Source organism: Glaciihabitans sp. GrIS 2.15 (genome assembly GCF_035984695.1).
Taxonomy (GTDB): Bacteria; Actinomycetota; Actinomycetes; order Actinomycetales; family Microbacteriaceae; genus Lacisediminihabitans.
In genome coordinates this window covers 132666-153581 of the sequence record NZ_JAXCHU010000001.1, presented here as the reverse complement: position 1 = coordinate 153581, position 20916 = coordinate 132666, and the positions used below count along the sequence as shown (strand labels likewise).

The 20916-nt window shown below is 64.5% G+C and carries 17 protein-coding genes, 1 pseudogene and 2 riboswitches; of the genes and pseudogenes, 7 read left to right on the top strand and 11 right to left on the bottom strand.

Features of this window, described 5'->3' with window-relative positions; all coding sequences use genetic code 11:
- Position 1 precedes the first annotated feature (1 nt).
- From RCH11_RS00750 to RCH11_RS00740, 3 genes are read right to left on the bottom strand one after another with little or no spacing between them, the layout of a single operon-like run.
- Positions 2-922 (bottom strand): acetamidase/formamidase family protein, encoded by a 921-nt coding sequence (locus tag RCH11_RS00750; RefSeq protein WP_327055076.1) that lies wholly within the window; start codon positions 920-922, stop codon positions 2-4.
- Between the two features lie 3 nt (positions 923-925).
- Positions 926-2365, bottom strand: coding sequence for an APC family permease (locus tag RCH11_RS00745; RefSeq protein ID WP_327055075.1), 1440 nt, complete (start codon positions 2363-2365; stop codon positions 926-928).
- A 55-nt stretch (positions 2366-2420) separates the two neighbouring features.
- Positions 2421-3350, bottom strand: coding sequence for a proline iminopeptidase-family hydrolase (locus RCH11_RS00740; protein WP_327055074.1), 930 nt, complete (start codon positions 3348-3350; stop codon positions 2421-2423).
- 186 nt (positions 3351-3536) lie between these two features.
- Between RCH11_RS00740 and RCH11_RS00735 the strand changes: the two genes are divergently transcribed.
- Positions 3537-4283, top strand: a complete 747-nt coding sequence (locus RCH11_RS00735) for a FadR/GntR family transcriptional regulator (RefSeq protein ID WP_327055073.1) — start codon at positions 3537-3539, stop codon at positions 4281-4283.
- A 162-nt stretch (positions 4284-4445) separates the two neighbouring features.
- Here RCH11_RS00735 and RCH11_RS00730 read toward each other — a convergent pair whose 3' ends face one another.
- The 5 genes from RCH11_RS00730 to RCH11_RS00710 are packed head-to-tail and all read right to left on the bottom strand — an operon-like array spanning position 4446 to position 8754.
- Positions 4446-5309: a sulfurtransferase gene (locus RCH11_RS00730; RefSeq protein WP_327055072.1), complete on the bottom strand. Its 864-nt coding sequence runs from the start codon at positions 5307-5309 to the stop codon at positions 4446-4448.
- A gap of 2 nt (positions 5310-5311) precedes the next feature.
- Positions 5312-5863: an ATP-binding protein gene (locus tag RCH11_RS00725; protein ID WP_327055071.1), complete on the bottom strand. Its 552-nt coding sequence runs from the start codon at positions 5861-5863 to the stop codon at positions 5312-5314.
- Positions 5850-6644: an energy-coupling factor transporter transmembrane component T family protein gene (locus RCH11_RS00720; RefSeq protein ID WP_327055070.1), complete on the bottom strand. Its 795-nt coding sequence runs from the start codon at positions 6642-6644 to the stop codon at positions 5850-5852. Before RCH11_RS00720 ends, RCH11_RS00725 begins: the two co-directional genes overlap by 14 nt.
- Positions 6644-8125 (bottom strand): ABC transporter ATP-binding protein, encoded by a 1482-nt coding sequence (locus RCH11_RS00715; RefSeq protein WP_327055069.1) that lies wholly within the window; start codon positions 8123-8125, stop codon positions 6644-6646. The genes RCH11_RS00720 and RCH11_RS00715 overlap by 1 nt, the downstream gene beginning before the upstream one ends.
- A gap of 8 nt (positions 8126-8133) precedes the next feature.
- Positions 8134-8754 (bottom strand): ECF transporter S component, encoded by a 621-nt coding sequence (locus RCH11_RS00710; protein ID WP_327055068.1) that lies wholly within the window; start codon positions 8752-8754, stop codon positions 8134-8136.
- Between the two features lie 59 nt (positions 8755-8813).
- A riboswitch (TPP riboswitch) is annotated at positions 8814-8925 on the bottom strand.
- Positions 8926-9332: 407 nt separating this feature from the next.
- Between RCH11_RS00710 and glgX the strand changes: the two genes are divergently transcribed.
- From glgX to RCH11_RS00690, 4 genes are all read left to right on the top strand, one after another.
- The gene (glgX, locus tag RCH11_RS00705) at positions 9333-11531 is read left to right on the top strand and encodes a glycogen debranching protein GlgX (protein WP_327055067.1); all 2199 of its coding nucleotides are present in this window, start codon (positions 9333-9335) and stop codon (positions 11529-11531) included.
- A complete protein-coding gene (gene treY, locus RCH11_RS00700) occupies positions 11531-13873 on the top strand; it encodes a malto-oligosyltrehalose synthase (RefSeq protein WP_327055066.1) in 2343 nt (780 codons plus the stop codon). Before glgX ends, treY begins: the two co-directional genes overlap by 1 nt.
- 7 nt (positions 13874-13880) lie before the next feature.
- Positions 13881-15629, top strand: coding sequence for a malto-oligosyltrehalose trehalohydrolase (treZ, locus tag RCH11_RS00695; RefSeq protein WP_327055065.1), 1749 nt, complete (start codon positions 13881-13883; stop codon positions 15627-15629).
- A gap of 236 nt (positions 15630-15865) precedes the next feature.
- Positions 15866-16162, top strand: coding sequence for a hypothetical protein (locus RCH11_RS00690; protein ID WP_327055064.1), 297 nt, complete (start codon positions 15866-15868; stop codon positions 16160-16162).
- Positions 16163-16205: 43 nt separating this feature from the next.
- On the opposite strand, the gene RCH11_RS00685 is transcribed toward RCH11_RS00690, so the two are convergent.
- Positions 16206-16514: a hypothetical protein gene (locus RCH11_RS00685; protein ID WP_327055063.1), complete on the bottom strand. Its 309-nt coding sequence runs from the start codon at positions 16512-16514 to the stop codon at positions 16206-16208.
- Positions 16515-17488: 974 nt separating this feature from the next.
- Here RCH11_RS00685 and RCH11_RS00680 point away from each other — a divergent pair.
- Entirely contained in the window at positions 17489-17854 is a 366-nt protein-coding gene (locus tag RCH11_RS00680; protein WP_327055062.1) for a hypothetical protein, read from the top strand.
- 379 nt (positions 17855-18233) lie between these two features.
- Positions 18234-18298, top strand: a riboswitch (guanidine-III (ykkC-III) riboswitch).
- Between the two features lie 12 nt (positions 18299-18310).
- Positions 18311-18633, top strand: a pseudogene (locus RCH11_RS00675) (DMT family transporter).
- Between the two features lie 61 nt (positions 18634-18694).
- On the opposite strand, the gene dinB reads toward RCH11_RS00675, so the two are convergent.
- Both dinB and RCH11_RS00665 read right to left on the bottom strand, forming a co-directional pair.
- Positions 18695-19960 (bottom strand): DNA polymerase IV, encoded by a 1266-nt coding sequence (gene dinB, locus RCH11_RS00670; RefSeq protein ID WP_327055061.1) that lies wholly within the window; start codon positions 19958-19960, stop codon positions 18695-18697.
- A gap of 57 nt (positions 19961-20017) precedes the next feature.
- On the bottom strand, positions 20018-20911 hold the full coding sequence (locus tag RCH11_RS00665; RefSeq protein WP_327055060.1) for an oxygenase MpaB family protein: 894 nt from the start codon (positions 20909-20911) through the stop codon (positions 20018-20020).
- Positions 20912-20916 lie beyond the last annotated feature (5 nt).

Here is a 20916-nt window from a genome sequence, read left to right as displayed (position 1 = left end):
CTCAGAGCACGCTCTTCGGAAGTCGGTGCAGCGTTACCGCGCCGACGGCGTCGAACGGATGCAGCGGATCCGGCGCCATTGCGCCCGTTGGCCCGCCAAGCCGGGAGTGACCCACCGCGCTCAGGACGGCATAGGCGTCGCCCCGTTCCCAGTGTTGATCATCGACGAGAAAGCCGAAGAGGTCCTCATACCCGCGACGGATGCTCTCCTGCACCGGCTCCCCGAGGCCGACGAAGATCCATTCGTCCGCGGTCTCGATGCGCGGTGCACGAAGCGCCATTCCGGTTACCAGCTCGATGCTGACCACCGCGATGCCCTCGGCTTCGATCGCCACGAACGACGATTCCCCCTCCGCCATGATGGCGTGAATATCGCCGATTGACAGCAGGCCACCCTCGGTCATCACCGGAAGGTAGACGATCGAACCGGGGCGCACCTCCGTGACGTCCATGTTTCCACCCTGCGGGTAGGAGGGCATGAGGGTGGAGTTCGAGCCCTGTGCCGGCGCCGTGCCGATACATCCGATCATGGGAAGCGGCGTAAACACGTGACGGTCGGTCACGTGAATCCCTTCGGCGTCGATCGGTACCTTCCGGGTGAATATCTCCTCGCCCATCACATGCTGCAGGGCCCCGGACCCCGGGATGCTGACCGACCAGCCGTAGTCTTTGAGCCGAATCTCATGAATGGTGACCTTGAGCGCGTCCCCGGGTTTCGCGCCCTCGACCCATACAGGTCCGGTCACCGGGTTGATTTGCGCCGTCAAACGGGACATGTCGTGGTGCTCATGGAGTTCCGCGTAGACGGCATCGCTCGTCTCGAAACCGATTCGCTCCCCCGTACCCGGTGTGATGCGCAGCGCGGGTGATGCGGATGCCGAGAAGCCCGGTTGACCGTGACTCTTATCGAGAAAGTGCTCCATGGTCTACAGCTCGCCCCGCTCGCCCATGGCGGGCACAGCCTCTTCGGCTTCTTCGCCGAGAGTAGGCGTCGTGCGGCCCGACCAGCGGTAGTACAGGTACACCCCCAGGCCGACGACCAGCCAGACGATTCCGCCGATTTTTGCGGCGTCATTGGCGTTCAACAACACATAGCCGATGATGAGAAATCCGACGACGGGCACGACGAGGTGCAGGAGGTAGTTCTTCGACTTCTTGCGCACGATGTAGTGCACGATCACCGAGACGTGCAGCAGCATGAATCCGAACAGGGCGCCGAAGTTCACGAGGGACGAAATCAGATCGATCTGCCCGACGAAGAACAGCACCAGGATGGCGGACAGCACCGAGACGGTGAGGATCGCGGCCTGCGGGACCTGGCGGCTGTTGATCGTGCTGAGGAATTTCGGTAGTTGGCGGTCCCGACTCATCGAGTACAGCAAGCGCGAAGTCGCCGCCTGCGCCGCCATGGCGTTGGCGACTCCGACGGCAAGCACGTTGACCACGAAGAATGCCGTGGCCCAGCCGCTGTTGGACGCGGCCCTCACGAGATCGAAGAAGGCATTGCCCACCTCGTTGTCGGGGAAAGAGGTGCGCCCGGCAGCGAGGGCACTCGCCAACCAGGTCTCAAGCACGAAGAAGAAGGCCACGATGAACAGGGCGATAATCATGGCCTTGCCGGCCGAATTGCGGCGGCCGGTTGATTCCTCAGCGAGAGTGGAAATTCCGTCGAAGCCGAGAAAACTGAGCACGGCAATCGAGAGGGCTGAGGCGATGAGCGGGCCGGTGACCTTGCTCGAGTCCCAGACGGAAGCGGTACTGAATTCGGCGCCGGGGATGGTGCCGTTGTTGAGGGCGATGACCGCGATGATCACGAAGATCACGATGAACACGACCTCGATGGCCAGAAAGATTCGGTTGAGTATCTTGAGCGACGAGATTCCGAGGAGGTTCACGACGGTATTGATGGCCACGAAGATGAGCGCCCAGATCCAGCGTGCGGATCCGGGGAAGATACCGATCATCGACTCGGCTGCGAAGACGTAGAGCAGAGTCGGCACCAGCAGGTAATCGAGCAGAATTGCCCAGCCCGCGAAGAATCCGAAGGTTGGGTTGATGCCGCGTCCCACATAGGAGAAAACGGATCCGGCGAGCGGGATGGACTTGGCCATCTGGGCGTAGGCGAGGGCGGTGAAGATCATGGCCACGAGACCGATGATGTAGACCAGCGGCACCATCCCGGCGGATGCGTTGTAGACAGTGCCGAAGATAGCCCAGGGCGCGATTGGCACCATGAAGATGAGGCCGTAGATGAGGAGGTCCGTCGTGGAGACGGATCGTTTGAGTTCCTGCTTGTAGCCATAGGACTCGAGCTTCTCCTGCGAGCTGAGCTCGGCAGAGCCCGGGGAATCACTGCGGATAGTCATGACGGACTCTCTTTCTGGAAAGGGGGCAGGACAGGGAACTTCGGATGAGGTGGCGTTACTGCTCGTTCTGGTCCAGGTCGTTCTGGTCCAGGTCGTTCTGGTCCAAAAAGTGGGCGATGATCGCCCGGAACTGTTCGGGCTGTTCGAGATGGGTGCAATGGCTCGCCCCCGCGAAGACATGCGCGACAGCGCCGGGGATGAGGTCGAGGAATGGCTGCCGGGTGGCGGGTGTGGCCTCGTCGAATTCGCCGGCCACCACAAGGGTCGGCACCGCGACGGCGGGCAGTCGGTCGATGACGCTCCACTCGCGCAGTGTGCCGATCACGTGAAATTCGTTCGGCCCATTCATCGTGTGATAAACCGTCGGCTCCGCTTCCATCTGGTTCTCGCTGTCGACGAGATCCTGGGGAGTCGGAGCGACCCGGCAGACGTGCCGCGCGTAGAAGACCTTCGTCGCCTCCAGGTATTCCGGGTCCGTTAGCGTGTCATCCGCCTCGTGACGATCGAGTGCGTCCTGCACCTTCGCGGGCAGTCGTGACCGCAGTTCGGCGGCGCCCTCGACCCAGAGCTGCATTGAGGCCGGCGAATTGCAGATGGCGAGGCTCTGCAGTTGGGGAACCTGTCGCACCGCGATCTCCGCACCGAGCATCCCGCCCCAGGACTGCCCAAGCACGTGCACCCTGTCGAAGCCGAGGTGGCGCACGAGGTTTTCAAACTCGTCAACGAAGAGCTGAGGAGTCCAGAATTCCGCCGGGGCGTCGGGCAAATGGGTACTCAGGCCGCAGCCAAGCTGGTCGTAGTGGATGACTGTGCGCCCCGTCTCGGCGAGCCCAGCAATATTCCGGACGTAGTTATGCGCCATGCCCGGCCCACCGTGCAGCACAACAAGAGGAATGGCACCCGGTCGAGCCTCATCCGGAGTGGTTACCTGAACCCAGGTCTCCCATTCTCGAAACGGAATGGACTGGGTAGATACCGTCGCCATTGAGGAACTCCTTGCGAAAAATAAAGAAGCAGAGGTGATGTCGGGGCTGATGCGAGAAAGCTGTGCCCAGTGTGCACGCGTAATGGTCTCGGGAAAAGACCATTCAGGAGGAGTTAATGATTTCGTAACACAAGGCACCGCGACCGGTACATCGAGAGTCGGTCGGATCGGCGATACGGTGGGGTTGTGGGAGTCGAAATAGCAGGTGCACTTCAGCGGCCACTCGCGACCCCCTCCCGGGTTGACGAGATCACCGACCGGTTGGTCACAGCCATTGCCATCGGCGAATACCTCCCGGGGTCGCGGCTGCCTTCCGAACGAACCCTCGCCGATTCCCTCCGGGTGGGTCGAATGACCGTGCGGGCAGCTCTCGCCCGTCTGGTTGACCGTGGATTGCTCGAAACCCAGCGCGGACGAGAGGGCGGATCCTTCGTGCGCGAACAGTGGCCCGCATCCTCAAGCGCCTCGGTGCACCGAATACTGACGGCGCGCTGGGAGTCTCTCCGCGACACCAGCGACGCACTGTCTCGCCTCTACGGCGTGATTTCAGGTGCTGCGGCGGAGAACCGCAGCGATGCGGATGTCGTGCTGCTGCGCGAACGGCTCGAGGCGTTCCGCCGGGCTGACTCCGGCATGCCGTCCCAGAGAGCGGACGAACTCCTGCACCTTGCCATCATCGATGCCGCGGGAAACGTCACGCTCCGGGACGTTGTGTTCGAACTCGAATCTCGTATCAGCATCAGCGCTCCGGCTCATCTCTGGGGCTCCCCCGGTGGCATGAGGGCGATGGAGATGCGCGCGCTCGCCGACCACATCAACCTCGTAGAGGCGATTTCGTCCGGTCACGCGGAGCAGGCAAGCGTCATTGGCCGCGAGCACGCCAAGATCGACCTCGAACTGCTCGAGTCGGCCCTGAAACAGTCCGGCCCCTGACCCCCTCTCCCCATCTCCATCCCCCTCGTCCTTTTTTCGAAAACGCAGGAGATTCGCCACGAAACGGCCAGATTCGCGCCGGATGGGGTCGGATCGAGGCGAATCTCCTGCGTTTTGGGTGAGTCGGGGGGCGGGGCGGTCGCCAGCGGGGAGCGAAACGGGTCAGCCGAGCTCGAGCGGCAGCGATTCCTCGGCCGACCACTCCTCAAGCGAGCCGTCGTAAATGCGCACGGCGGTCACGCCGAGCTCGACAAGCGTGAGGGCGTTGGCGGATGCCGAGATGCCTCCGCCGCAATAGAGCAGCACCTCCTCGGCGCCGGTGACCCCCTCCGCGGCGTAGGCCGCACGCAGGAACTCGTCGTCCCTCACCGTGCCGTCGGAGTCGAACAACTCGCGCGAGGAGACATTGACGCTGCCGGGGATGCGGCCACGACGGGCGTATCGGGAGGGGGCAGCGCCGGTGAAGCTGCCAGCGGGTAGTCCGCAGACCAGTGGGCGGGCATCCGATTCGGAGCGTTTTAGCAGCTCGTCTTTCGTGATCCAGGCATCGTGTTCCACCGAAACCGTCCAGGGTGCGACCGGGATAGCCGCGGGCTCATCGCCGATTGATACCGGCGAGCCGGCCGCGATCCAGGTCGAAAGTCCACCGTCGAGCACCCGCACATCGACGCCGATCCAGCGGAGCAGATACCAGAGCCTGGCCGCAAACAGTCCACCGGTGGTGTCGTAGACCACCACGGTATCCGTTTCTCCGATGCCGATTCGAGCGAGCTCATCCGCAATCGCCTGGGGCGTGGGATGGGTGTAGTGCAATGCTGCGGTGCCATCGGAGAACTGAGTCGGTACGTCAACATGTTGAGATCCGGGAATGTGCGCTGCCAGCCAGCGCGGGCGACCCGAGTCACGGCGGTAGTCCCCGTCGAACTTCGCGGGGTGAAGCACGCAACTGGCATCGAGCACAATCGGGGCGGCGGCTGCGGAAAGGAGGGAAGCAAGTTCGGTGACGGTGATGAAAGGGGAGCTCATACTCACGACGCTAGCCCGTCGATCAGCCCGGTGACATCGTCATCGGTCAGAATCAAGTCGGCGATCTCCCACGGTCGCTCACGCTCACCGAACGCCCGCTCCTGGCCCGCCCAGCGATCCCAGTGTGGAGCGTAGGCCTCGCCGTCCCTGGCGAGGGCGCGCTGCTTGCGGGTCGGCGCATCGAGCTCGACCCAGACGCCAAAGGTCGCGCGCGCGCGATTGGCCCGGCTGAGGCATCCGGAGCCCTCAATGACGAGCGGGAGCGAGGGGTCGATCTCGTGCCATTCCGCGGTGGTCTTAGTCGTCCAGTCCCAGCGTCTCCACCCCGGACTCACCGGGGAAAGCACGTCGTCGCTCACCGCCGCGCTCGCGGATTCGAGCCCGTCCCATCCCGGATAGAAGTCGTCGAGCCGCACCAGCTGGGCGGCGAGAGCCGGCGCGAGAGCTGCCGCGAGGGTGGTCTTGCCCGAGCCAGAGCCGCCGTCGATGAGTACGACCGGGCGGGATGCGAGGCCGAGGCGCGCGAGCAGGTCGAGCGCGTCAGGCCCCGGCAAGGAAGTTCCAGTGACCGGTGAGCACGGAGGTACCGACCGCCGCGAGTGCGACCGCGAACGACATGGCAACGAGCATCCACTCCTTGCCACCGAAGCGGGACTCCCGCGCCCAGCTTCGCGGTATCGACGAGCCGAAGCCGCGGGCTTCCATCGCGGTCGCCAGCTTGCTACCGCGGCGGATCGACAGCACGAGGAGCGCAAAGGCTTGCCCGGCGAAGCGGCGCAGGCGTCCGCTGTCGGCGATTCCCCTGGCTCGACGGGCGAGTTCGAGCGACTTCCAGTCCTCCGCGAACAGTCCGACGAGGCGAAGGCCGCCGAGTGCGCCGAGCACGAACCGGGAGGGCAACCGCAACACCTGGGCGAGCCCGTCGGCGAGATCGGTCGGATCGACAGTCACGAACAGCACGACAGCGGGAAGCCCGATCGCGAGAACCCGCAGCAGCGTGGCGACGGACAGCTCGATCGATCCGTCGGTGACGTTCACCAACAGGAACCGCCAGTGGCTCACCCCGGATGCGCGGCCGTAGAGCAGGATCGTGGCGGCCGCGAAGACCGCCGCGATCGCCACCGGCAGGGTTCGACGCACGAACCGACGCGGGCCAAGCCCGGAGAAGAAGAACAAAGCTGCCTCACCGGCGAGGGCGACAGACGCCGACACCCAGTCGATGGAGAGCACCAGCGCGATGCCGATCACGGCGGTCGCCGCAAGCTTGGCCACCGGGTTGATGCGGTAGATCGCCCGGGTTCCGGCGGTTGGCGTGAGAATATCGGCGGTCGCCATCACGCAACCCTCGATTCGAGGGTATGGCCGGTCTGCGACATCCGCAGTTCGATGTCGGCGAGGGCGTCGACGAGGTGAGCGTCGTGAGTAACCGTAATCACGCTGCTGCCCTCGTCGAGAAGCTCGGCGAGGAATGCCACGAGTTCGGCCCAGGTGCGGGAGTCCTGCCCGAAGGTCGGTTCATCCAACACCAGGAGCGGGGGGCGGGTGACCAGCACCGTCGCGACGGAGAGCCGACGCTTCTCTCCGCCCGAAAGGGTGAAGGGATTCGCCTCGGTGAGGTGGCCGAGTCGAAGGCGCTCGAGCAGCGGATCGATGCGGCGGGTCGTCTCAACGCTGGACAGCTTGGTCGCGCGCGCCCCGATCGCGAGTTCACCGGCGACGGTGCCGCTCACAAACTGGTGCTCCGGATCCTGGAAGACACTCCCGATGCGGGTGACAAGCTCGCGCGACTTCCAGCGGAGGGGATCGGCACCGAGCCCACGGGACAGCCCAGTGGCCACCACCCGCCCGTCGATCGCCGGTAACAGCCCACCGAGCGTGAGTCCGAGCGTGGTCTTTCCCACCCCGTTCGGCCCGGTGAGGGCGATGCACTCCCCCGCCCGCGCGACCAGGTCGATGTTGGATTGAAGGGCTGTCGAGCGGCCGATGGCGAGGGCCTCGGTGTGCAGCAGCGCTCCGCCCGGCCGGTGCACCCGGGACGGATGCTGCGGAGGATGCCCTGGAACCCAGACTCCCGAGGCGGCGAGGGCCGCGCCCTCGCGGCGCAGCACGTCATCCGGCGCACCGTCCGCCAGAACTCCGCCGCCGGGAGCGAGCACGATGACCCGATCAACCAGGGGCCACCACACGTCGACACGGTGTTCGACCACCACCAGCGTGCTGCCCGCGGCGTCGAGAACCCGCGCAACCGCATCCCGCACCTCGATCACGCCGTCCGGATCGAGGTTGGCGGTCGGTTCGTCGAGGAGCAGCAGGCCAGGCTGCATGGCGAGCACACCGGCGAGGGCGAGTCGTTGCTTCTGCCCACCGGAGAGTCCGCTGGTGGGGTGCCGAAGAGGGAGGTCAAGTCCGACCGCGCTCAGCGACTGCGTGACGCGCCGCCAGGTCTCCTCACGCGGGACGCCCATGTTCTCGCATCCGAAGGCCACATCGTCGCCGACGCGGGCGAGCACGACCTGCGAATCCGGATCCTGAAGCACGAGACCGACCTGGCCGCGAGCGCGAGCGGCATCCGTGTCTCCGACACGAACTCGCCCCTCCGATTCACCCTCCTCGTCACCGCCGAGAACACCGGCGAGAGCGTGCACAAGCGTGGACTTGCCTGCTCCGGATGCCCCGAGCAACAGCACCCGTTCGCCCGGCGCGATGCGCAGGTCGAGCCCGCGCAGCGCCCAGTCCGAGCGGCCGGCATGACGCCATCCCCATCCCCGCGCGTCGACGGAGAGCGGCGTCGCGCGGGTGAGGGGGATGGATGTCATTGGCCCGGTCAGCGCGCGCTGAGCCGTCCGGAGGCGAAGCGGCTGAGAGCGCCGGTGCGGGCGAGCCCTCGAACGATGAACCATGATCCGAGCCCGGCAATGACCGCGCCGGAGAGGATGCCCGAGACGGTATAGATCGCCTGAAAGGCGGGTCCGGAAGCCAGGTAGTACCCCACGATGTCATTGACGGCCATGGCGAGGCCGGCCGTGGCACCGGCGAGCATTGCGACCACGACGTTCCAGCGGTGGTAGAGGAAAAGTAGAAAGATGAGCTCCGCCCCGAGGCCCTGCACCAGCCCGGCCTCGATGGTCAGGAATCCACCCCACTGTGCGCCGAGGAGCGCAGAAACGATGGCGGCCACGAGCTCGGTGAAGAGTGCAGCACCCGGCTTACGGATGACGAGACCTCCGAGCACGCCGGCGAAGAGCCAGATGCCGTACAACAGTGCCTGCGACCCGGGAAGCAGCGCTTCGAGCGGGGCGGTCACCGGCGCGTAGACCTGGTTCCAGGCAAAGAACACGAGTGCACTGGCGACGCCGAGCACGCTCGCGACCACGATATCCACCACCCGCCAGCGCGCATCGATACGGCGAACGGTCGGTCGGAAGGATGTTGCGGTTGCGTGCATCGTCGTGCCCCTGTCGGTAGTGAGGGCACGGGTGTGGATCGCCGCGGTTGCGACGAGCCCGGAGAGAATATTTGCCTCCCTGCGCTGGCATGATCCAGATCAGGTTCGACGGTCGGAGCTTGGAGAAGCTCCCTCTCAGCCCGGCATCACCGGACTCCCGTGTTCATTTCCATCATACCGCACCTGTACTTTCGGGAGCGTGGCCTCGACCGCCAGAAAATTGCCGGAGTCGTGAAGAAGGCCTGCGGGTATGAAGCCAGGCGCAACGACTGACGCGGGAGGTGCGGTGCCCCTTCGTGCGGCCAAACCGCAATCGACTTGGTAGACGTTGCGACTTCAGCGCTGATTTACCCGCAACAACTACCAAGTCGATTGGGTACGGGCGGAAAAAGAGGATGGGAACGCGGGAACAGTGGTGGTGCGACGCCGGTTGGCACACTGGACGCACTGGATTCAGCCTGAGTGCGATCAACCTTCTTGCCGACTTGTCAAGGCTCCCTCTCGGTTCGACCTTCTTCGCACCCGCACGATACGGTAAAAAGGCCCAAGAACCAGCCTGACCGAATCGAGATAACACCATGGAAACCTGGCCAGGATCCGCCTACCCGCTCGGTGCCACTTTCGACGGCAGTGGCACCAACTTCGCACTCTTCAGTGAGATCGCCGAGAAGATCGAGCTGTGCCTCTTCGATGACAACGCCGTCGAGACCCGGGTCGAACTGCTCGAGATCGATGCCTACGTCTGGCACGCCTACCTTCCGCAGGTGCAGCCCGGGCAGCGCTACGGCTACCGCGTCTACGGCGAATACGACCCGGAGTCCGGCAAGCGCTGCAACCCCAACAAGCTGCTCCTCGACCCCTACGCCAAAGCCACCAGCGGTGACTTCGACTGGGACCCGTGCCTCTTCGCCTACAACTTCGGCGACCCGCTCTCGCGCAACGACGAAGACTCGGCCAGTCACACGATGATGGGCATCGTCATCAACCCCTTCTTCGACTGGGCCGGCGATCGTCACCCGCGAGTGCCCTATAACGACACCGTGATCTACGAGGCCCACGTTAAGGGACTCACGCAACTCCATCCCGACGTCCCGGTCGAGCAGCGCGGCACCTACTCCGGACTCTCGCATCCGGCCGTGATCGAGCACCTGCAGAAGCTCGGCGTCACCACCCTCGAGCTCATGCCGGTTCACCAGTTCGTGCAGGATTCGACCCTGCTCGACAAGGGCCTCCGCAATTACTGGGGCTACAACACCATCGGCTTCTTTGCGCCAGAGAGCACTTACTCCTCCACCGGGGATCGCGGACAGCAGGTGCAGGAGTTCAAGGGCATGGTGCGCTCGATGCACGACGCCGGTATCGAAGTCGTGCTCGATGTGGTCTACAACCACACGGCGGAGGGCAACCACCTCGGCCCGACCATCTCCTTCAAGGGGATCGACAACGGGGCCTACTACCGCTTGGTCGACAACGACGAGCAGTTCTACATGGACTACACCGGCACCGGCAACTCATTCAACGTGCGCCACCCGCACTCCCTGCAGCTCATCATGGACAGCCTGCGCTATTGGGTCACCGAGATGCACGTGGATGGATTCCGATTCGATCTCGCCTCCACCCTCGCCCGGGAGTTCTACGACGTCGACAAGCTCTCCACCTTCTTCGAGCTCGTGCAGCAGGACCCGATCGTCTCGCAGGTGAAGCTCATCGCCGAGCCCTGGGACGTAGGCCCCGGCGGCTACCAGGTGGGCAACTTCCCGCCGCAGTGGACCGAGTGGAACGGCAAGTACCGCGACACCGTGCGCGACTTCTGGCGCGGTGAGCCGTCCACTCTCGGAGAGTTTGCATCGCGTCTCACCGGATCCGCCGACCTCTATGAGGGTGACGGGCGCCGCCCCGTGGCATCCATCAACTTCGTCACCGCGCACGACGGCTTCACCCTGGCCGACCTCGTGTCGTACAACGAGAAGCACAACGACGCGAACGGCGAGGAGAACAAAGACGGGGAGTCGGAGAACCGGTCCTGGAACTCCGGGGTGGAGGGCCCGACGGATGACCCGGCCGTGCTCGGCCTGCGCGCCCGACAGCAGCGCAACTTCCTCGCCACACTGCTGCTCTCGCAGGGGGTGCCCATGATCCTGCATGGTGACGAACTCGGACGAACGCAGCGGGGCAACAACAACACCTACGCGCAGGACTCCGAGATCTCTTGGGTGCACTGGGATGCGGCGGATGCTCCGCTCACCGAGTTCGTGGCCGCCCTCACCCGGCTGCGCAAAGACCACCCCACATTCCGCCGCAAGAGCTTCTTCGACGGCCGCCCGGTGAAGCGAGGAGCGGGCGAACCGCTCGCGGACATCGTCTGGCTGACTCCCGGTGGCGAGGAGATGGAGCCGGGGAACTGGGACTCCGGCTTCGGCCGAGCCATCGGCGTATTCCTCAACGGCAACGGCATTCAGGGCCGCGACTTGCGCGGCCAGCGCATCACCGACCTCAACTTCGCCATCTTTTTCAACGCTGGTGACGATCCGGTGGACTTCACCCTGCCCTCCGAGGAGTTTTCCGGTTCGTGGGAGATCGTGATCGACACCTCTGGCGAACTGGCCGATACCGAGCCCCGCAAGGCGACAGATGTGCTTCAAGTCGTGGCGAAGTCCCTCGTTGTGCTGCGCGCCTGGGTCGCCCCGGAGGTAGAGATCGACCATTCGGTGGCGGCTTCCTTGAGCGCCCAGGCCGGTACGCAGGCGGCCGCTCCGCGCATTCCCGAGGTACGCTGATGCGAGTTCCGGCCTCGACCTACCGGCTGCAGATTCGCGAGTCCTTCGACCTGAACACCGCGGCGCGCATCGCCGGTTATGTGCACGATCTCGGGGCCGACTGGCTCTACCTCTCTCCCATCCTCAAGGCGGAGGAGGGATCTGACCACGGCTACGACGTTGTCGATCATTCGCTCGTCGACCCGGCCCGCGGTGGTCGGGAGGGATTGGATGCCGCCTCCGCCGCCGCCAGAGCGCTCGGGCTCGGCGTGCTCGTGGACATCGTGCCGAACCATGTGGGGGTGGCCACTCCGAAGCAGAGCGTCTGGTGGTGGGATCTGCTCACGCACGGGCGCCAGTCTCGCTACGCGGAGGCATTCGACGTCGACTGGGAGTTCGGCGGCGGCCGGGTGCGCATCCCCGTGCTTGGCGACGAGCCAGACCCCGAGTTGCAGATCATCGACGGACAGCTCGCATATTACGACAATCGCTTCCCGATCGCACCGGGCACGGCAGACGACGGGGCCTCGGCGGGCGAGGTGCACTCCCGCCAGAACTACGAGCTGATGAACTGGCGCCGGGCGGATGCCGAACTCAATTACCGCAGGTTCTTCGCGGTGAACACGCTGGCCGGCATCCGTGTCGAAACGCCCTGGGTGTTCGAGGAGTCGCACGCGGAGATTATCCGCTGGATCACCGCGGGCCTCGCTGACGGCCTTCGGGTTGACCACCCCGACGGGCTCGCCGACCCGGCCGGGTACCTCGATGCCCTCGCGGCGGCCACCGGCGGCGCTTACGTGCTCGTGGAAAAGATCCTCGAGGGAGGCGAACAGCTGCCTACCTCGTGGGCCACGTCGGGAACGACGGGCTACGACGCCCTCGCGGATGTCGACCGGATTCTGGTGGACCCGGCCGGCCGAATGGCGCTCGACGCGCTTGACTCTGCCCTGCGCGACTCGACCGAGCCGGTCTCCTGGACCCGCCTCATCCACGGTACGAAGCGAGCCATTGCCGATGGCATCCTTCGCTCGGAGGTGTTGCGGCTCGAACGCGAGCTTGACCACGCTGAACCTCACGCGACTGGGCCTCACGAAACTGGGCCCCACGCGACCGGGCCTCACGAACAAACGGCAGATGCCCTGGCCGAGCTCCTTGCCTGCTTTCCGGTCTATCGCTCCTACCTTCCCCTCGGCATCGAGCATCTTCTCGAAGCGGTGAGGCTGGCGAAGGACTATCGTCCGGAGCTCGCGCAGCGCATCGACGAACTGCTTCCGGCACTGAGTGATCCGAGCCATCCGGCCGCGATCCGCTTCCAACAGACCTCTGGCATGGTGATGGCGAAGGGCGTGGAGGACACCGCGTTCTATCGCTATACCAGGCTCGGGTCGCTCACCGAAGTGGGTGCGGATCCCTCGGAGTTCTCCATCGGTATCGACGAATTTCACCGCCGCCAGCAGGTGCGCCAGGCGAGCTTCCCGTTGTCCCTCACCACTGCCTCCACCCACGACACCAAGCGCGGCGAAGACGTGCGAGCTCGTATCACGGTGCTCGCCGAGATTCCGACGGAGTGGGCGGCTGCGCTTGGCGAGCTGCGGGATGCGGTGCCGCTCGGCGACGGTCCGCTCGAGTTGCTGCTCTGGGAGGCGATCGTCGGCGCCTGGCCGGCCAGCCGAGAGCGGTTGCACGCCTATACCGAGAAGGCGGCCCGCGAGGCCGGAAACTCCACCGGGTGGACCGCACCGAGCGAAGAATTCGAACTGAGGATGCACGCGCTCGTCGACTCCGCCTTCGACGACCCGCACGTGGTCGGTATCCTCGAGCGCGTGCTCGACGCCGTGCGCCAGCCAGGCTGGTCGAATTCGCTCTCGGCCAAGGTCATCCAGCTCACCGCCCCGGGGGTTCCGGATGTCTACCAGGGCAGCGAGCTGTGGGAGACCTCCCTCGTCGACCCCGACAACCGCCGCCCGATCGACTTCGACGAACGACGGCTCTATCTCGCAGCTATCGACGCCGGAGCCCACCCGCCGATCGACGAGTCGGGCGCTGCGAAGCTGCTCGTGACCTCCCGTGCGCTTCGGCTGCGTCGGGACCGGCCCGAGCTGTTCAGCCGGTACGCCGCGATCGAAGCCTATGGATTTGCGGCGAAGCACGTCGTGGCCTTCGACCGCGGAGCGGCACTCACCCTTGCCACGCGCCTGCCGGTTGGACTTGCCCGATCGGGCGGCTGGGGGGACACCACTGTGATCGTCGCCGGGCGTCCTGTCACCGATGTCTTCACCGGTCGCACATTCGAGGGTGGCACCCTGCTGCTTTCCGAGGTGCTAGAGCGATACCCTGTAGCACTGCTGATCCCGAACGAGTAGGCGACCGATGACGACCACTGACGCACTCACCTTCGACATCTGGGCCCCTGCGGCCTCGAGACTCACGCTACTGCTCGATGGCGAGCGTCACGAGATGACGGCGACCAGCGGCGGCTGGTGGACGGCTCCGGAGGGCATCTCCGGCACCGACTACGGCTACCTCGTGAATGGAAACGAGACACCGCTGCCCGATCCGCGCAGTAGGCGCCAGCCCGAGTCTGTTCATGGACTCTCTCGCACCTTCACCAGCGAATTCGAGTGGACCGACAGCGCCTGGACCGGCCGCCAGCTGGCCGGCGCCGTGATCTACGAGCTGCACCTCGGCACCTTCACCCCGGAGGGAACGCTCGACTCGGCGATCGACAAGCTCGACCACCTCGTCTCCATCGGGGTCGACTTCGTGGAACTGCTGCCGGTCAACGGGTTCAACGGCGACCACAACTGGGGCTACGACGGGGTGCTCTGGTACACCGTCGATGAGACCTACGGCGGGCCCGCCGCCTACGAACGGTTCGTGGATGCCGCGCACGCGCGCGGTCTCGGCGTGATCCAGGACGTGGTCTACAACCACCTCGGCCCGAGTGGAAACTACCTTCCGCGCTTCGGTCCATACCTGCACGCCGAGGGTTCCAACACCTGGGGTTCCTCGGTCAACCTCGACGAGCCAGCCGTGCGGTCGTACGTGATCGACAACGCGCTGATGTGGCTGCGCGATTTCCACGTCGACGGCCTGCGCCTCGATGCCGTGCACGCTCTCGTGGATAACTCGCCGAAGCACATCCTGCAGGAGCTCTCCGAGCGCACCGACAGCCTCTCGGCCTTCCTCGGACGCCCACTCACCCTCATCGCAGAGTCCGACCTCAACGATCCGAAACTCATCACGCCGCGCGAAGGCGGCAGCGGAGGCTACGGCCTCCAGGCCCAGTGGAGTGACGACTTCCACCATGCCCTGCACGTGGCCCTCACCGGCGAAACCAGCGGCTACTACGCCGACTTCGCTCACCTGGATTCACTCGCCAAGGTGGTCACCCGCGGCTTCTTCCACGACGGCACCTACTCGTCGTTTCGCAAGCGTGACCACGGGCATCCGATCGACACCGAGCACATGCCGTCCTGGCGCCTCGTCGTCGCCAACCAGAATCACGACCAGATCGGCAATCGCGCCGTGGGAGACCGGCTTTCGGCCAAGCTCGACCACGGCCAGCTCGCGATTGCCGCAGTGCTCACTCTCGCCGGTCCGTTCACTCCGATGCTCTTCATGGGCGAGGAGTGGGGCGCCAGCACACCCTGGCAGTTCTTCACCTCGCATCCCGAGCCCGAACTCGGCAGGGCGACCGCCGAAGGCCGCATCGCCGAGTTCGCGAAAATGGGCTGGGATCCGACAGTGGTGCCCGACCCGCAGGATCCCGAGACCTTCCAGCGCTCCAAGCTGAACTGGGATGAGGCGGCGGAAGCCGGCCACTCCGGCCTGCTCGCCCTCTATCGGTCGCTCGCGGCCCTGCGCCGGGACCGCCCCGACCTCACCGACCCGCGGATGTCACGGATCTCGGCTGACTTCGACGACGACGCGAAATGGTTCGCGCTGCATCGCAGGGATTCGACCGGCGGAGGCACCAGCATCATCGTGAACTTCGCCGACTTTCCGGTGGCTCTGCCCTACGGTGGCACGGTGCTGCTGGCGACGACGGATACCGTGGCGGCGTCATCCACGGAGATCCTGCTCGGCGCGCGCGCGGCGGCGGTTCTCGCACTCTGAGGCGTGCCGCGGCCCAGCAATTGTGAAACCCGGTGGCGCCGATGTCGCCCCACCGCTTTCGCTTCCACACCCGTCACGCGCAGTCAGGGCTTAGGCGATCCATCCTGGGTTGCCGGCAGTGTATGTCTCCGACATATCCGCCCGCGGCGACTCGGTGTGCAACCGGGAACGCGTGCGCGCCCAGTGCCTGCTCGATCCACTCCCTGCAGCGACCTGATGAAGCGTACGCTGACGCCATGGATGAGAAGACTGGCGTCGACGAGCGTCGTGCAGGGGAAAAATTCGTCCGTTTCATCGACTGGCTGAACCATAAATTGATCCCGGTGATTGGTCCACCGGATCTGGGACCCTACGATGCGGTTCTGGAAAAAGTGGGTGAAGCGATATGCCCGGTGTGCGGCACAGCGATGACCGAACACCGCATCGATCATTCGGCCGCAAACACGGTTCTCAACTGCCCGGCGCCCCACATTCCAGCACCGGTTAACGATCAACCGATCAACGAGTTGGGAATGCCGAAGCGAGGCAAGTGACGCCGACGCGATGGCCCTATTCACAAGGTGATGGTCTCGACCGTCACTGTATCCATTCTGGCAAGCAGCGAAGTGCGAGCAGTTGACAGCTACCGTCTGCGGCCATGCTCACGTCTGCCTCGACAAAGGTTCCAGAAATCGGGCCGAGATGGGTGACCTGATTATGTGCGACGAGTCTCACCGTTCCGGTCCCATCGTCGATCGTGAAGCCGATGCCGGTGATGGGGCCGGCGACATGTGTCGTGCGACCCTGGATTGTTCCGGACGCTTCGCCTCGTGATGCGGCCGAGCGCAATTCAACGATTGTCGTCGTCGCACCGAGCGGCAACAGGGCGCCCGATGATGTGCCCAACGAACGAAGCCAGGGCTCCGGCGTTCCTTCATCGAACACCGTGAGGTGGGTTCCCGGTGGCGGATTCGGGAACGTGAAGGATCCGGGACTGCGCTCCAACCGGTAGTTGCCGCCAGACCGCAGGCTACCGAGAAGCTGTTCCCTGCGCTGCGAAAGCGATACGGAGGGGTCGACACCGGATCATTGAGCGACCCGATCATCGATTCAAGGGAATCGTGCATGCGACACAGCCAGACATTGTGTGTGTCGCCGCTCCACACTGCCGGATCAGTCTCGCAGCCCGGTGCATCAAGGGTCGCGAAGTAGTACCCCGGGCCATCAGTGAATTGCAGCCAGGCCGGTGGACGTTCCAGCGCGTGACGCTGGAATTCTCGATCCTGGATAATCTCCGCGGCCGACAACATACGCTTGACGCCGAAAACAGACAGGGCGCTCCCGTCGTGCCATCGGTACAACTGCTCGATGTCCTCTCCCAGGTCCATTGGAGCGATCACGGTCCGAAGTGCCGTGATTCCCTCATCGTTCAACCCAGAACCCATCGACGGGACTGCCTCGGGTACGACCTCGGCAACCACAGCATCGAAACGGACCAGTTCCTGGTGAAACGTCATGTTCCTAGCCTTCCCGAGTTGACGGTTCACTGCCACAACGCGTGGCGCCCCCATTTAGGGGTAGCGAACCCGAGACGAAAGGACGTATCCCGAGTGAGTACGGGTAGTCAAGTGCTCAGTCGTCGATCGGGCCGGATACTGTGGCGGCGTCATCCACGGAGATCCTGCTCGGCGCGCGCGCGGCAGCGATTCTCGCGAGCTGAGGTGGGCTGAGGCGAGTGGCAGGAACTGTGCCGACATCGCCTCGACCACGCTCGCTCCCGGAATGGACAGACGTCGCTCTGATCCCCGTCGCCCCATGTCTGTAACCCGATCATCCTGGTGGCGCACCGAGACCTAACCCTCGGCCTCTACCCTTGGGTCATGATTCCTGAGAGCTGGCGTGAGCACCGCCGTGACGACGATAACGAATTGCTCGGCTACATCGACGAACTCGATGGCCGGTTCCAGGCACGAACTCTTTTCGGATTTCCGTTGGGCAAAGCGGGCGACGAGACGAACGCCGAACACCTGCTCGACTCGCTGGGGCTGAGCTATCTTGCCGAGCGGTGGCTGCTCACGATCGACGGTCGCGACGAGCCGATCACGGTACAAATCGCTGAAACAAACCCCGCAGTAGTGACCGTGACGAGTGCCGACTACGGGTACGCGGGTGACTACGGCACCCCGTTCACGCTCGCCGTGCCTGCCTTGCCGTGTCAGCTGAGACCGGAACGGCCGATTGCCTGAAATCCGGGAACACGGGGGTCGATTTTCAGGTAGCTGACCATAATTTTGCGCAATTCACCGGTGTAGCGCTCTGCGGGGCCTGCGGCATCCGCCATTTCGGGGATTGAAAAAGCAAGCGACGACGCCAGATGGTGGATTATGGTCGGCCTAATCGGTGCCGTACTGCAAGATTTTCGAGCTCCTTATGGAGCGGCTGGACAGCAGGCCGTGATGGATTTACTACGGGATCAGTCGATGGTGTGCCAAACCGCACATTGGTCCTCTGCCCCACACCGTGTCCGAATAGTGCGAATACCCGGTGTCGGCGCACAGCGATCTGCTGGAGTAAGGGGTGAGCCGACCCGAGGACACCGGCAGATCCTCTCTTGCCTACACTGGAAACAGGTTGCAGAACGCGGCCCCGGACGACGGTTCAGTACCCGGAATGCGACAAGACTGGCCGAGGAGTGAACGGCCGTGTCATGGATCATCCTTATTGCCTCCGGGTTCTCGAAGCAGTCTGGGCTACGGCGCTCGGAAAATCGGAAGGCTTCACCAAGCTCTGGCCAAGCATCATCTTTGGCGGCGCGCTGGCTTTCAGCATGGCTGGCCTTGCCTTGGCCATGCGCGAAATCCCGGTCGGAACGGCCTATGCCGTCTGGGTGGCAATCGGCGCCGCTCTCACTGTGACATGGTCGATGCTCAGTGGGGACACCAGCGTGTCCTGGGTGAAGATCGTGTTACTTCTCGGGATCATCGGCTGTGTCATCGGGCTCAAGCTCGTCGACGGTAGCCACTGAACCAGGTCGCCATCGGTATCCGCGACCGTCTTTCATCCGCAGCGCAACGCCGAAAGCAAGGTTACGCTGGCGGCTCGTAGTCGATCCGATGCGCGTTCTGCGCGTCACCCCGCGGAGCATCGACCTTCAGTAGTGACGCCGGCCGAAGCATCCCTCGACCAAAGCGTGCGGTCACTGCGTCGATCGTGTCCTCGGCCTCGCGCCAGCTCTCATCCGCATCCCAGAGGCCGAGCTGCTGGCCATCACCCTCCGTGAGCTGCTCCATACGCACGCCGATGAGCCGCACTGGATTGTGACGTCCGAGTGCTTCGTAAATACCGCGCACCTCCTCAAAGATGCGGCGCCCGACATCGGTCGACTCGGCAAGAGTTCGGGACCGGGTGATAGTGGTGAAGTCGTCGTATCGCAGTTTGAGCACTACGGTGCGTCCCACCCACCCTGCCGTGCGCAGCCGCACCGCCACCGCGTTGGCCTGGCGGAGAAGCTCGAGGCGTAGCTTGTCGGCGTCGATCGTGTCGACCTCGAAGGTCACCTCGTGCCCGACGCTCTTCTCTACGGATGCGGTAGTCACCGACCGCGGATCGCGCCCGTTGGCGAGGTCGTGCAGTTTTTGGCCGGTCGCTTCGCCCACCGCGCGTTGCAGGGCGGAGAGCGGAGACCGAGCGATGTCGCCGATGGTGCGCAGTCCACGCCGGGTCAGCGCCTCCTCGGTGACCGCGCCGACGCCCCAAAGCGCCCCGACGGGAAGGGGATGCAGAAAGCTGAGCGTCTGATCGGCGGGCACCACGAGCAGGCCGTCGGGTTTTGCCCGGCCCGAGGCGAGCTTCGCGACAAACTTGGTGGATGCCGCCCCCACCGAACAGCTCAGTCGCGTCTCCTCGTGCACTCGCCGTCGAATCAGCGTCGCAACCTCCGCGGGAGACCCGAGCAATCCCTTCGCACCGGACACGTCGAGAAACGCCTCGTCGATGCCGAGGCGTTCAACAAGGGGGGTTACGTCATCGAAGATCTCCATGACCTGTTTCGAGAAGTACCGATATTTCTCGAAATGCGGCTCGAGCACGATTGCCTTCGGGCAGAGCCGGAGGGCCTGCGAAAGCGGGATAGCCGAGCGCACACCGTACTTGCGAGCCGGATAGTTCGCCGCTGTCACCACCGAGCGCAGAGATTTTCCGGCGACGACGACGGGAAGGTGGGCGAGTTCCGGCCGATCGAGAAGCTCGACGGACGCAAAAAACGCGTCGAGGTCCACATGCAGGATCGTGGCGGTGCTGCTGTCAACCGAATCTGCACTGACCTGGCGGTCGCGCCCGTCCTGCCTGCTCATCGGGTCTTCCTCATCTCAAGAAAGAATCTACCCGTGGCAGGCGACAACCAAAGATCGTCAGTGCAGACCGAGACGGGCCAGGCGTTTGCGGGCGGCATCCTCACTGGTGGAGCTGCGGCCGAGCAACTTCCCGACCAGTACGAGGATGAGGCGCGTGGCCGTGATCGCCGGCCACCACGCACGCCGAAGTCCGAGCATTCTGCGGTATTCGACCGGGATGGATGCGACCGCCCCGGCGAAGAGGATTTTGTAGGCCGGGAGCATGCCCTTTGGCAGGCCGGGATGGCGAATGAATCGCACGGCTTCGGCGACTCGCTCATCACTCTTGAGAATGCCCGATGTGCGAAACGCGTCGAGCTGCGCGTGGAGCTCGGCTTCAGATGCCGGCGGATCCAGCACACCGACGAGTTCCCCGGCCTTCTTCCACTCGCGCACGTACTGATCGGGACCGCCCGGAATCGGGGACCCCCAGACCAGGTGACTGCCGAGGAAAGCATCGGTGAACACCACGTGCACCCAGGACAGCAGCTCCGGATCTCCGGCCGCATAGGTACGTTCGACGCCCTGTGCATCGAGATAAGTTCCCGTCACCCGGTCGTGAAAGCGCCCAACACGGTTGGATTCGCGAACCGCCATCGTGGTGTCAGAGAAGGTGACACTGATGAGCCACTGGATGGTTCCAGAGAGCCGACCGAGTGGATCTTCCTTATACCGCGACCAGTCGTGAACCCCCGCCATCGCCCCCGGGTGCAGGGTTTGCATGAGGAGCGCTCGGATGCCTGCCACGAGGGTTGCCATGCCGCCGTGCACAGCCCAGGCCGCGGAGCCTGCGCCGAAAAATCCAGCGTCGTCTCCCTCTTCGATCTGGCTGACCCAGTCCGGCCGGCCGCTCGCATTTCCGGTAAATGCCGAAAGCACTCTTGACCGGAACGGAGCGGCGATGTTGGACACGACTG

Excerpts from the sequence above, each read along its gene's own strand:
- RCH11_RS00750 (WP_327055076.1), bottom strand. The coding sequence starts at position 922 with ATGGAGCACTTTCTCGATAAGAGTCACGGTCAACCGGGCTTCTCGGCA.
- RCH11_RS00745 (WP_327055075.1), bottom strand. The coding sequence starts at position 2,365 with ATGACTATCCGCAGTGATTCCCCGGGCTCTGCCGAGCTCAGCTCGCAG.
- RCH11_RS00740 (WP_327055074.1), bottom strand. The coding sequence starts at position 3,350 with ATGGCGACGGTATCTACCCAGTCCATTCCGTTTCGAGAATGGGAGACC.
- RCH11_RS00730 (WP_327055072.1), bottom strand. The coding sequence starts at position 5,309 with ATGAGCTCCCCTTTCATCACCGTCACCGAACTTGCTTCCCTCCTTTCC.
- RCH11_RS00720 (WP_327055070.1), bottom strand. The coding sequence starts at position 6,644 with ATGGCGACCGCCGATATTCTCACGCCAACCGCCGGAACCCGGGCGATC.
- RCH11_RS00715 (WP_327055069.1), bottom strand. The coding sequence starts at position 8,125 with ATGACATCCATCCCCCTCACCCGCGCGACGCCGCTCTCCGTCGACGCG.
- RCH11_RS00710 (WP_327055068.1), bottom strand. The coding sequence starts at position 8,754 with ATGCACGCAACCGCAACATCCTTCCGACCGACCGTTCGCCGTATCGAT.
- glgX (WP_327055067.1), top strand. The coding sequence starts at position 9,333 with ATGGAAACCTGGCCAGGATCCGCCTACCCGCTCGGTGCCACTTTCGAC.
- treY (WP_327055066.1), top strand. The coding sequence starts at position 11,531 with ATGCGAGTTCCGGCCTCGACCTACCGGCTGCAGATTCGCGAGTCCTTC.
- treZ (WP_327055065.1), top strand. The coding sequence starts at position 13,881 with ATGACGACCACTGACGCACTCACCTTCGACATCTGGGCCCCTGCGGCC.
- RCH11_RS00690 (WP_327055064.1), top strand. The coding sequence starts at position 15,866 with ATGGATGAGAAGACTGGCGTCGACGAGCGTCGTGCAGGGGAAAAATTC.
- RCH11_RS00680 (WP_327055062.1), top strand. The coding sequence starts at position 17,489 with ATGATTCCTGAGAGCTGGCGTGAGCACCGCCGTGACGACGATAACGAA.
- dinB (WP_327055061.1), bottom strand. The coding sequence starts at position 19,960 with ATGAGCAGGCAGGACGGGCGCGACCGCCAGGTCAGTGCAGATTCGGTT.